This window comes from Jutongia sp. SJQ-6, assembly GCF_054161275.1.
This window is the reverse complement of sequence record NZ_CP195314.1, coordinates 2,501-15,396: the sequence shown is the minus strand read 5'-3', so window position 1 is coordinate 15,396 and position 12,896 is coordinate 2,501. Positions and strand designations below refer to the sequence as shown.

Annotated in this window: 8 protein-coding genes and 1 rRNA gene (1 of these 9 cut by a window edge); 2 read left to right on the top strand and 7 right to left on the bottom strand. The window is 45.3% G+C overall.

Going from position 1 to position 12,896, the window contains the following annotated elements:
- Nucleotides 1-131: 131 nt before the first annotated feature.
- On the top strand, nucleotides 132-1,037 hold the full coding sequence (locus ACSAJE_RS00060; protein WP_118690793.1) for a S8 family peptidase: 906 nt from the start codon (nucleotides 132-134) through the stop codon (nucleotides 1,035-1,037).
- A 144-nt stretch (nucleotides 1,038-1,181) separates the two neighbouring features.
- On the opposite strand, the gene ACSAJE_RS00055 is transcribed toward ACSAJE_RS00060, so the two are convergent.
- Entirely contained in the window at nucleotides 1,182-2,081 is a 900-nt protein-coding gene (locus ACSAJE_RS00055) for a chemotaxis protein (RefSeq protein WP_118690792.1), read from the bottom strand.
- Nucleotides 2,082-2,202: 121 nt separating this feature from the next.
- Nucleotides 2,203-3,522, bottom strand: a complete 1,320-nt coding sequence (locus ACSAJE_RS00050) for a sulfotransferase domain-containing protein (protein WP_458009380.1) — start codon at nucleotides 3,520-3,522, stop codon at nucleotides 2,203-2,205.
- Nucleotides 3,523-3,739: 217 nt separating this feature from the next.
- Here ACSAJE_RS00050 and ACSAJE_RS00045 point away from each other — a divergent pair, with 217 nt between their 5' ends.
- Complete coding sequence (locus tag ACSAJE_RS00045) at nucleotides 3,740-4,231, top strand: shikimate kinase (protein WP_118507096.1); 492 nt, start codon at nucleotides 3,740-3,742, stop codon at nucleotides 4,229-4,231.
- On the opposite strand, the gene ACSAJE_RS00040 is transcribed toward ACSAJE_RS00045, so the two are convergent.
- From ACSAJE_RS00040 to ACSAJE_RS00020, 5 genes are all read right to left on the bottom strand, one after another.
- On the bottom strand, nucleotides 4,228-5,553 hold the full coding sequence (locus tag ACSAJE_RS00040; RefSeq protein WP_458009379.1) for a chromate transporter: 1,326 nt from the start codon (nucleotides 5,551-5,553) through the stop codon (nucleotides 4,228-4,230). The two genes, ACSAJE_RS00045 and ACSAJE_RS00040, sit on opposite strands and share 4 nt — an antisense overlap.
- Nucleotides 5,553-7,364, bottom strand: a complete 1,812-nt coding sequence (gene cysC, locus ACSAJE_RS00035; protein WP_458009378.1) for an adenylyl-sulfate kinase — start codon at nucleotides 7,362-7,364, stop codon at nucleotides 5,553-5,555. The genes ACSAJE_RS00040 and cysC overlap by 1 nt, the downstream gene beginning before the upstream one ends.
- 42 nt (nucleotides 7,365-7,406) lie before the next feature.
- Complete coding sequence (cysD, locus tag ACSAJE_RS00030; RefSeq protein WP_444157000.1) at nucleotides 7,407-8,309, bottom strand: sulfate adenylyltransferase subunit CysD; 903 nt, start codon at nucleotides 8,307-8,309, stop codon at nucleotides 7,407-7,409.
- A gap of 494 nt (nucleotides 8,310-8,803) precedes the next feature.
- Entirely contained in the window at nucleotides 8,804-9,601 is a 798-nt protein-coding gene (locus tag ACSAJE_RS00025) for a ZIP family metal transporter (RefSeq protein WP_458009377.1), read from the bottom strand.
- A gap of 514 nt (nucleotides 9,602-10,115) precedes the next feature.
- Nucleotides 10,116-12,896 (bottom strand): 23S ribosomal RNA (locus ACSAJE_RS00020); it runs 109 nt beyond the window's last position.

Below are 12,896 nucleotides of genomic sequence, written 5' to 3'. Positions count from 1 at the left end.
CAACTTTCATTGCCGGCAACTAACTTTATATTTTAACAGAATATCACTTTACTTGTAAATCCCCACTTCCGTACCACCTTCCGTATGCATACAATAATAGAAAACAAATTACCACCCGAAAGGAGGGCTCTATGAACCGAGTCTCTTCTATCATTCATTTAGATTATGCCAGACAACATGGTCTGACCGGGCAGGGGATCGGTGTTGCTATATTGGATACAGGCATTGATTTTCATCCGGATTTTTATTCTAAAGCAGGCGGATATCGTCTTGCCGGTTTTCTGGATCTGGTCAATCATAAAACACACTATTACGATGACAATGGGCATGGAACACACACTACCGGCATTTTGACCGGTAACGGCTCCGTCTCAAACGGACTCTACTGTGGTGTTGCACCGGAATGTCATTTTTATTCCATCAAGGTGCTTGGCAAAAACGGCGAAGGGCATATTGAACACGTCTTAGAAGCCATTCACTGGCTGTTGCAGCACTATAAAGAATATAATATCCGCATCGTTAATATTTCCATCGGCAGTACCCGTGGCCGACAGTTTGACGAAAACTCTCCCCTCGTAAAAAGTGTCAACTCTCTATGGGAACACGGTCTTGTTGTCCTCACAGCTGCCGGAAATCATGGCCCGGCTCCCGGAAGTATTGGTGCACCGGGCAACAGCCGTAAGATCATTACCGTTGGCTCTTCCGACCCGTTACAGTATCGTTTTGACTCCGACTATTCCAGCCGCGGTCCAACCAATAGCTGTATAAAAAAACCGGATATTGTAGCCCCGGGATCGCGCATTGTCAGTCTCGCTGCAGGCTCCTCCTATCAGGCCAAAAGCGGCACATCTATGTCAACACCGATCGTAGCCGGATGCATCGCTCTCCTGTTAGAAAAATATCCGGATCTGACAAATCGCGAAATAAAACTGCACCTTCGCAACACCGCACTTGATCTTGGATACAGCCATACGAGACAAGGCTGGGGACTGATTCAATGCGACCGCATGCTTTCCACTCCGCCAACAAGACTATAAAAAAGCAAAGCCAGCGCTTTGCATAACACCACATTGTGAGCGGTTTCCTATAAAGATTAATGTAAAAAGAGCCTTCGTGCATCGGAAACGTCATCATGCTCGAATGACATTCCCGATACACGGAAGGCTCTTATCTGATATCTTTTATGCCAAAACACGATCCAGCGCTTTGACAAAATCACCCATTTCATGCTTGGAAAGCTGTGCATCCGCACCCAGCTGCTCTCCTTTGCGGCGCATCTCTTCATTGATCAAGGAAGAGAAGATAATGACCGGAATATCTTTGTACGCCGGCGTCTCTTTGATCAGCTTGAGCAGACGGTGTCCATCCATCTGCGGCATCTCAATATCCGTCACGACACACGCAACCTTCTCTTTTAAGGTTCCCTCTTGACGGTACTGCTCCAGCAGCTCCCACAACTCCAATCCATTATTTAACGGCATCAGATTCGTAAATCCCGCTGCCGTAAGTCCATCATAGATCATTAAACTCAAAAACTGAGAATCCTCTGCATACAAAATCGGTTTGTTATTCTTTGGACGCGACCCTAACCGTTCAATATCCGACAACTGAATGCCTGCCTCCGGTGAGATCTGTGCCACAATATTTTCAAAATCCAACAGTATCACAAGCTGCTTATCAATGTTAATAATACCTGTGATCATGCTTGTTCGCGAATTACTGATCAAACGATCCGGCTTCACGATCTGTGACCAATTCACACGATGGATCCCCACTACGCTATGTACATGAAAAGCAGCATTCGTTCCATTAAAGGATGTCACCAAAAACATATCTGTCTTCTTCTCTTCGTGCTCATTCATTCCCAGACACTTCGCCAGATTGACAACAGTAATTGTCTCTCCGCGCGTACTAAATGCTCCCTCCACAAAAGGATGTGCATTCGGGATTGGCGTTAATTCTGTATAACTGATGATCTCGCGGATCTTTGCCACATTGATCCCATAGTTATGTCCGTCCACGACAAACTCCAAAATCTCCAATTCATTTGTTCCACTCTCTAATAAAATATTTGTATCCATAGTAATGTAAACCTCCGATCTGACTCCACCATTCCCCATTCACATATTTCATAACGAGCAAAATATGATTCTATGTATACGTATATTTTACATGACTACACACTGTTTTGCAAGCGGGCACTCAAATATCCCACAATTTTCTCACCGGCAGCCCTGTCATCTTCTCCAATCTTTCTACACTTGGCTTATAGAAAGCATCCATCTTACGTTTCTGTTCATCTGTCATCTTGTCGTGATTTTCGATCGTTGTATAACGCTGTACCCATCTCGCAAATCGAAAAAATAATTTTTGCTTTTTAGTGCGTGTCGTATTTTCCTTTCGCCCACGGATCGACGCATAATACCGATAATTGATATATGCCCCCAGCCAGTTAGCAGAAACAGCACTGCCCTCATTGCTGTTTGGCATTTGTTCCACACAGATCGGATGTTTCACACCGATAAACTCTTGAATCTCCTTCATCTGCTCTTCGGGGTTCCGCATCAGTTCTTCCATCACAACAACCTTGATCTGTTCCGGTCGAAAGTATTGCAAATACTCATTGATCCATTTGTCATACTGAAAACGATCTTTCCGCTCCGTATAAATCTCCTCATTTGCAAACTTGGTAAATAATTTGACCGAATAACGGTGAAATCCCTGATAATAGCGAACATATCGATAATGTCTCGGTCTGCGCATTAACATTTTATAATAAGAAAACGTCGCAAGCGACGGCTGTCGTACCAAAAAAAGCAGCTTGACCTCCGGTCCAAAGCACTCATACACATTGCGTGCCGATCCATGATAGGACGGCTCGATATCCCCATATAATTTATCTGGATCCTGCTCTGGAAAATATTTGTGGCGGAACCGTTCCGGCGCATCATCATATTTGTTACGCCAATGCATATAGAACGTCTCCTTACCCTTTGGAAGTACGATCTCCGGACATTCACGTAATGCATTGCTAAGCGATGTCGTGCCGCACTTCGTGAAGCCCACACATAAGAAATCCATATGCGGATTTTCCTGCCGAGAAATCTCTGCAAACACTTCATAATCCACCAGCAAAATACGTACTGCACCAAACTGCTTAGCTGCTTCCACAGCCTCTTCATGCGCCTCTTCATGTAAACGGACAATCACATACAATGCCTTTTCCCGTGCCGTGGTCATTGTCGTGTCCACACAAGGTGTTCCAAGAATTTTTTTCGGTGCCGTCAGCGGAATAAACGTAAGCACTTCCTTGATCTGTGGTTGAAACGGCAGATGTCCGGCAAACCTTAGCAATACACGTGCTACCCTTTTGTGCTGCACGATCACAAGGTCTTCTTCCTCTTCAAATACTTTTGTCAACTCCTCTTTTGTATGGATTTCTTTCATTTCGTATTTTTCCATCACAATTGTTTCCTTTCTTCCTTGTTCCCCATATATTTCTTCTCCAGCCTTTTCCCTCACTCTTGTTCCCCATACTTTTTTCTATCCTTTACCCTCTTCCCTCACATATTCCTTCTTCACTATGTCATACTTCCGTCATATTTGTAATATTTTTTTGACATTTTAGCCGAAATCTACTACAATACATACTGCATATTACGAACAGGTACATAACAAACAAATTCGTATTGTACCAAATCACCCTGACCGGGTGGTCGTGGGAGCATGGAGGATGATTATGAATAACATTATTTTAATTGGTATGCCGGGCGTCGGCAAAAGCACTGTCGGCGTTGTATTGGCAAAAACACTCGGATACGCATTTCTTGATTCTGATCTGTTGATCCAGGAACGGGAGGGACTCCTGCTTCATGAAATCATTGAAAAGTACGGATTGGAGCGTTTTAATCAGATCGAGTCTGAGGTAAATGCATCTATCGAAGCAGAAGACACTGTCATTGCCACCGGCGGCAGCGTTGTATATGGCACCGAAGCGATGATGCACCTAAAAGCCCTCGGAACGGTCGTCTATCTTAAACTATCCTATGAAGAATTGACCGAACGTCTTGGTGATCTCAATAAACGTGGCGTTTCCATCCGTCCCGGAGAGACTTTGGAAACCCTGTACGAAGAACGTATTCCTATTTATGAGCGCTATGCAGATGTGACTGTAGACTGCGAAGATCTGTCGATCCGCGATATCGTCAAAAAGATCACTTATCTTTTCTAAACCATCGGCAGCCATATCTGGTTCAAAAGCGCAACTATAACATTGAGCAGCAAGCCGCCAATGATCGGATGAAGCCATCGCTTGATCAGTTCAAACAACGGCAACTGCTCAAAATTTTTGCAAAGGTAATCTCCTATCGAATATACGATCCCCGACGCACAAATACTGCATACAAATCCTGAGAAAGCAATCAAAATCCCATCTATGATATTCTGATGAATCCCATAGCCGATCAAATAGCCAACACCGGTAAGTATCTTACACAGGATCGACCCCGGCAATACATTCGCAATGGCAACCAATTGTTGATAAAATACCCCTTCCTTTACCATCCCGGTGTCTACAAATACACCATCTGCAACAGTCAGATAAGCATCGCCTCCTCCGTAAGACAAAAAAGACGAATACATTCCCCTAAGCAGATAATCCGCAGCAGGTGAAAATAAAATGATCATCGGCAGCGTACATGCAGCAAGAAAACACAGCCATACAACAATGTCTCCGATAGTCTCCTTACCAATTCCAAACAAAGTCGTTCCAATCGATCCTACCGCATGCATTCCTTTCATTCGCTGAATATACGTAACATATAGTTTTCCTATGGTAACCATGATCATGAGTATCACTAAAATGCCCTTTACCGGTGCCACCTCATAATGCCGTTCTAAGCAAACACAGGCGAGATACGCACCGATCAATATTCCCGGCACCAAAACACGCTTCACCGAATACCGCCCCTGTGTCCACAAAATAAAAAACAGTGCCAGACCCAGAATACTAACTGTAGAAAGTACAAATAACGGCCTGGCGTGAATTCCCATCAGACGGTACAGATTTTTGCCACCACAGAGCAAAAATACTGATACAAATATCAGAAGCACCTTTCCAAATCGTTTTCGGCTCTCCTGTATCGCCTCGTTGGCAATACCGCAAATGTAGCGAAACAACAGATAGATCAAAAATAAACTAACCGCTTTGGTAAACACAGATAACCAACGCATTGTCTGCTCATCAATATGTTCCATCATCGCTAACAGTGCAACGGTAGCCACAGCTCCCGGAAGTGCGACCAGACTGGCAGCAAGCAGCATACAAGCTCTTCCATACTTGCGGCCAATACCGCAGGCAATCTCCACAGGAAGTGCCCCAGGCGTAATACTTGCTGCCAAAACCGCCTCGTCATATTCTTCTTTCGTGACGTACGATTTTTTCGTCACAAACTCCTTTTCCATAACCGGGATCAACGCATTGCCACCTCCAAAGCCGATCACACCGACTCGCAGCATAGCCTGCATCAATCCCCTAATCCTTGTACCTCTCATTACTGACAAAACTCCCAAAGTTCATCTACCACTTCTTCTACACTTCGATTGGTTGTATCCACGATAATTTCCGGATGCTCCGGCGGCTCATACGGACTGGAAATGCCCGAAAATTCAGCAATTTCTCCACTTCTCGCCTTTTTGTACAGCCCCTTCACATCTCGGCGCTCACATTCTTCTAAGGATGTGCTCACATACACCTCAACAAACGGCTCTCCAATAATTTCCCGCGCCTTTCGCCGTTCTTCCCGGAACGGAGAAATAAATGACACTAATACGATCAGTCCGGCATCATTCATCAGTTTTGCCACTTCACTGACCCGACGGATATTTTCAATACGGTCCTTCTCCTCAAAACCAAGATCTTGATTCAGTCCCATCCTCACATTGTCTCCATCCAACGTCATTGTGAATCTTCCCTCTGCAGCAAGACGTTTTTCCAAAGCATTTGCAATCGTTGACTTACCGGCACCGGATAATCCGGTCAACCATATTGTCTTTGGCTTTTGATTCATATGTTCTGCACGATACTGTGGTGTGATGTCCATCTTCTGCCAAACGACATGATCCTCCCGCTGCAAACGCTGCTCGATCGTTCCACAAGCCGAAGTCATATGACTAACACGATCAATTAAAATGAAACCGCCCAGTTCCTTATGATGTGCAAAAAGATCATAAACGATCTTTTCCTGACAATTGATCTCACACACTGCCATTTCATTTTTGAAAATTTTATCTGCCGGAACCTCATTTCCCTCATTGACTTCTATTTTGGCACGGATCTTCATAACCACTGCGGGCACTGATTTCGTCCCTACTTTTAAGAGATAATTACGCCCTGCGATCAATGGTTTATCATCCATCCACAAAAGCTTACCGATAAACATATGCCCTACTTGCAGCGATGCATTGCGATATAACATGCATCCCCTGGATACATCCACCTCTCGGTCTAAACATATTGTTACCGCCTGCCCTTTTACCGCATGTTCCACGGATCTGTCCGTGTTAAAAATCTGCGTCACTTTCGCTGTTTCGCCACTCGGCAGCGTTCTTATTTCGTCTCCTACAGATAACTCTCCAACCTCGATCTGCCCTGCGAACCCACGAAAATCCTTGTTGGGACGACACACCCTCTGCACCGGCATTACAAAGCCATTTTGCGCTTCCTCCATTTGCACATCAACTGTTTCCAAATAATGCAACAGCGTATCTCCCTTATACCACGGCATATGCTTGGACGGGCTGGTAATATTATCTCCTGCTGTCGCAGATACCGGAATGATATAACTTTGGAACGCATACTCTGCTGTCAGTTTCTTGATCTGTTTACAAACCTTATCATATCTGTCCTGTTTATAGGACACTAAGTCCATTTTATTGATCGCATACACAACGGATCGTATTCCCATCATTGCACAGATACGTGTATGCCGTTTCGTCTGAGATAACACACCTTTTGTTGCGTCGATCAAGATGACTGCCAGATCTGCAAAAGATGCCCCAACCGCCATATTTCTAGTATATTCCTCATGTCCCGGTGTATCCGCCACGATAAAAGCTCGTTCCTTTGTCGTAAAATAGCGATACGCCACATCTATCGTAATTCCCTGCTCCCGCTCCGCCATTAGTCCGTCTAATAACAACGAATAATCAATCTGTCCTTCGGTACTGCCTACTCGGCTGTCTAATTCCAGTGCCCTCTTTTGATCGGCAAAAAGCAGTTTGGCATCATATAACATATGTCCGATCAATGTAGATTTTCCGTCATCTACGCTGCCACATGTAATAAATTTCAATAAGCTTTGCATCGTTATCCTCTCACTTCCATATTTCGTAATTTATGTATTATACTAAAAATAGCCCTCTCGTTTTCTGCGTTCCATACTTCCTGCCGCCTCATTGTCGATCACACGGCTCGTCCGCTCTGAGGATACGGCGCCAAGCGTCTCTTCAATAATCTCATCTAACGTATCCGCATCCGATTCCACACCTCCGGTGAGCGGATAACATCCCAACGTTCGAAATCGTATTTTACGCATTTGCGGTTTCTCTCCCGGCAGCAAACGCATACGGTCATCATCAACCATAATTAAATTGCCATCGCGTTCCACCACAGGTCTTTCTTTTGCAAAATACAAGGAAGGGATTTCAATATTTTCCTTACGAATATATTGCCAGATATCTTTCTCTGTCCAATTGGACAACGGGAAAACACGAACTTCTTCCCCCTGAAACAATTGCGTATTAAATAACTTCCACATCTCCGGCCGCTGGTTCTTTGGATCCCAGCCATGTTCACTATTTCTAAATGAAAAAATACGTTCTTTCGCTCTAGATTTTTCTTCGTCGCGACGACCGCCTCCAAATGCTGCATCAAAATGATATTTGTCCAACGCCTGCTTAAGTGCCTGCGTTTTCATGATATCTGTATATGCAGATCCATGATCAAATGGGTTGATCCCCTGCTTTACCCCCTCTTCATTCGTATAAACTAACATACGGAGTCCATATTTTTGTGCCATCTTATCTCGAAACGTAATCATCTCGTGAAATTTCCACGTAGTATCTATATGTAAAAAAGGAAACGGAGGCTGCTCCGGGTAAAACGCTTTCAACGCCAAATGCAACATCACCGAACTGTCCTTTCCGATCGAATACAACATCACCGGATTCTCACATTCCGCTGCTACTTCCCGAATAATATAAATCGCTTCCGCTTCCAAATTATCCAAATGAGACAATCTGTCTTTCATTTTTATCCTTCTTTCCTGACATTATTATCAGACAATACCTTTCATATTAAGAACAAACTCTTACAACATCTCCCTAATACTTCATCAGTCCGATTTCGTCAAAAAAAATAATATCGACCAAATTTGACAGTAATTGGAATAAAATGTGTCAAATTTAGTTCAAATTTATGTCATTTTTTTGTCAGAGATTTTTTTGCGCTCTATTGTCAGTTCTATATGTATCTCTCTATTATTCTCCCTTTGCGCCGCTTTATTGTCAGTTCTATTTATATCGCTTTATTGTTTCCTCTTTGCGTCGCTTTATTGTCAGTTCTATTTGTATCGCTTTATTGTTTCCTCTTTGCGTCGCTTTATTGTCGGTTCTATTTGTATCGCTTTATTGTTCTCTCCTTAAATCGTTTCATTGCCAGTCCTATTTAGTAATAATCTGTTCTTTTTATAGGTTCTCCATCCCCAAAGTCAACCAAAGGCGGCATCTAGCACTATCCTCAAAGTCAGCCAAGGGCGACATCTAACACCATCATCAACGCAAATCCAACCGCTGCGCCGATCGTTCCAATATTGCTATGTTCCCCCGCCTGCGATGCCGGTATCAACTCGTCGATCACGACATATATCATCGCCCCTGCCGCAAACGATAATAAATACGGCAAAACAGGCGAGATCAGCCCTGCGATTAAAATCGTAATAAATCCTCCAATTGGTTCCACAATGCCGGAAAGCATCCCACAGATAAATGCTCTTTTCCGGCTCATTCCTTCTGTGCATAGCGGCAGAGAAATAATGGCTCCCTCTGGAAAGTTCTGAATGGCAATACCAATAGCTAAGGCAAAAGCTGCCGCTGTCGAAATGCCCGATCCCTGTAAGGCAGCCCCCGCATATGCGACGCCAACGCTCATTCCCTCCGGAATATTATGCAGAGTAACCGCAAATAGCATCATCGTTGTTTTGGAAATATGCCCCTTTTTTACTGATATTCCCTCCGGCTCTGTACTTTTCAGATGTAAATGCGGTATTACCGTATCCAAAAGCAATAAAAATACAATGCCAACCAAAAATCCTACCAAAGCCGGCAGCCATGCCACACCATTTTTCGCTCTTTGCATATCTATCGATGGGATCAACAAAGACCACACCGATGCTGCGATCATCACCCCCGATGCAAAACCTAACAATAATTTTTCTAACTTGGGTGAAATGTTGTCTTTTAGAAGAAAAACCATTGCTGCACCAAGTGTAGTTCCCATAAAGGGTATTGATAATACAAATAGTTCTGATGTATTGATATTCATAGTAATCTTACTTTCCCTTCTGCCAACATATTTGCGAACATATTAGTTACCACTAACTCAATAGATATACTACCATACTATGCTGTTAAGGTCAAAATGTCACATTTATTGCTGACATAATAAGCAATATGTGATTTTGCTATAACTTCCGGGATAGGAAGTTTGAGTAAATGCTATGTGACGACATGATAATTTCGGATGTGTGAATTTTGAATTATGTTATTTAAAAACAAAAAAGACATAGCAGAAACCATGTCTTTCTTAGTATTCTCTTAAACACTCAAAACTGCATATAGTATCTTTCATCCACAAAGTTGAACTTGTTCTTGGTACTCCGGCATTATAATTGCCTTCGTTCCTACGCTTGGATGTTACTGCTTTTTCGCGGTCATTCATATGCTCGCTGCGCTCACATATTCATGTTATCCCGCTCAAATGCAATCATGTTCCCAATCCGACTCCTGAAAGTAAACTTTCATCGCCGTCTTGTGATCCATGATACATCCTCGCTCCTTTGGTCAAGCCCTCGACCTATTAGTGACAGTCAGCTCCATGTGTTACCACACTTCCACCTCTGCCCTATCTACCTCGTCGTCTTCAAGGGGTCTTACTGGATTAACTCCAGGGATATCTTATCTTAAGGGGGGCTTCACGCTTAGATGCCTTCAGCGTTTATCCCTTCCAGACTTGGCTACCCTGCTATGCCATTGGTATGACAACAGATACACCAGCGGTCCGTCCAGCCCGGTCCTCTCGTACTAAGGCCAGCTCCTTTCAGATATCCTACGCCCGCGCCGGATAGGGACCGAACTGTCTCACGACGTTCTGAACCCAGCTCGCGTACCGCTTTAATGGGCGAACAGCCCAACCCTTGGGACCTGCTACAGCCCCAGGATGCGATGAGCCGACATCGAGGTGCCAAACCACTCCGTCGATGTGAACTCTTGGGAGTGATTAGCCTGTTATCCCCAGGGTAGCTTTTATCCGTTGAGCGATGGCAATCCCACTTTCTACCACCGGATCACTAAGTCCTACTTTCGTACCTGCTCGGTCCGTCGACCTCGCAGTCAAGCTCCCTTCTGCCTTTGCACTCTTCGAATGGTTTCCAACCATTCTGAGGGAACCTTTGAGCGCCTCCGATACCCTTTCGGAGGCGACCGCCCCAGTCAAACTCCCCGCCTGACGTTGTCCCTCCACCGGTTCACGGTGGCAGGTTAGAAACCCAGTACTACAAGGGCGGTATCCCAACAGCGACTCTGATACAACTGGCGTTATATCTTCCTAGTCTCCCGCCTATCCTGTACATGCAGTACCGAATCCCAGCATCAAACTGGAGTAAAGCTCCATGGGGTCTTTCCGTCCTGGCGCGGGTAACCAGCATCTTCACTGGTATTTCAATTTCACCGGATGCATTGTCGAGACAGTGCCCAAATCATTACGCCTTTCGTGCGGGTCGGAACTTACCCGACAAGGAATTTCGCTACCTTAGGACCGTTATAGTTACGGCCGCCGTTTACTGGGGCTTAAGTTCGAACCTTCGAGTTGCCTCTAAGCTCTCCCCTTAACCTTCCAGCACCGGGCAGGCGTCAGCTCATATACTTCACCTTTCGGTTTCGCATAAACCTGTGTTTTTGCTAAACAGTTGCTTGGGCCAATTCTCTGCGGCCTACATTCGTAGGCACCCCTTCTCCCGAAGTTACGGGGTCATTTTGCCGAATTCCTTAACAATGCTTCTTCCGTCGGCCTTAGGATTCTCTCCTCATCCACCTGTGTCGGTTTACGGTACGGGTTCATGATACGCAATAGCGGCTTTTCCTGACAGTGACTCCACACGCTTCGCTACTTTTAAGTTCGCTACGCTTCACGCATTCGCCTTATACATGGGGGTTTTCCCTCCCATGAAGCTACCTCGCTTGCACCGGTTTTTCCATTCCCGGCTCGTCCTTTGTCTCTGTGTCCCCACAGTTCTGATATCATGAAGTACAGGAATCTAAACCTGTTGTCCATCGACTACGTCTTTCGACCTCGCCTTAGGCCCCGACTTACCCAGAGCAGATCAGCTTTACTCTGGAAACCTTAGATATTCGGCCGAAAGGATTCTCACCTTTCTCTCGCTACTCATTCCGGCATTCTCTCTTCTTAACTCTCCACTGCTCCTTTCGGTACAGCTTCTTCGTGATAAGAATGCTCCTCTACCAATCTCTCGATTCCACGGCTTCGGTGTTGTGTTTCAGCCCCGGACATTTTCGGCGCAGGGACTCTCGACTAGTGAGCTGTTACGCACTCTTTGAATGAATGGCTGCTTCTGAGCCAACATCCTAGTTGTCTTCGAATCCCCACATCCTTTTCCACTTAACACACACTTTGGGACCTTAGCCGGTGGTCTGGGCTCTTTCCCTTTTGACTACCCAACTTATCTCGTGCAGTCTGACTCCGTTACATCATCTGGCTGGCATTCGGAGTTTGATATCCTTTAGTAAGCTTTGACGCCCCCGCAGGAATTCAGTGCTCTACCTCCAGCAGACTAATAACAGGCTAGTCCTAAAACTATTTCGAGGAGAACCAGCTATCTCCGGGTTCGATTGGAATTTCTCCCCTACCCACACCTCATCACCACCCTTTTCAACGGATGTGTGTTCGGTCCTCCACCACCTTTTACAGCAGCTTCAACCTGGACATGGGTAGATCACCCGGTTTCGGGTCTATGCTATGTGACTTGACGCCCTGTTAAGACTCGGTTTCCCTTCGGCTTCACAGTTTCTCTGCTTAACCTTGCCACACCGCATAACTCGCCGGACCGTTCTACAAAAAGTACGCGGTTGTGCATATATAGCACTTCCACAGCTTGTAGACACAGGGTTTCAGGTTCTCTTTCACTCCCCTCCCGGGGTTCTTTTCACCTTTCCTTCACAGTACTATGCGCTATCGGTCACTAAGTAGTATTTAGCCTTGGGGGGTGGTCCCCCCGACTTCCCACAAGGTTCCACGTGTCTCGTGGTACTCCGGATACTGCCGCTGCCTTCCGATTTCGATTACGAGGCTTTCACTCTCTATGGCGGGCTTTCCCAAAACCCTTCTTCTATCTTTCAGCTCACTTCTGCAGTCCATTACCCCGGATCGCACGCGATCCGGTTTAGGCTCTTTCCCTTTCGCTCGCCGCTACTCAGAAAATCGATGTTTCTTTCTCTTCCTCCGGGTACTTAGATGTTTCAGTTCCCCGGGTTCCCTTCCATACGTTATGTATTGGCGTATGGATGACTGAGGTTTGCTCAGCCGGGTTTCCCCATTCAGAAAT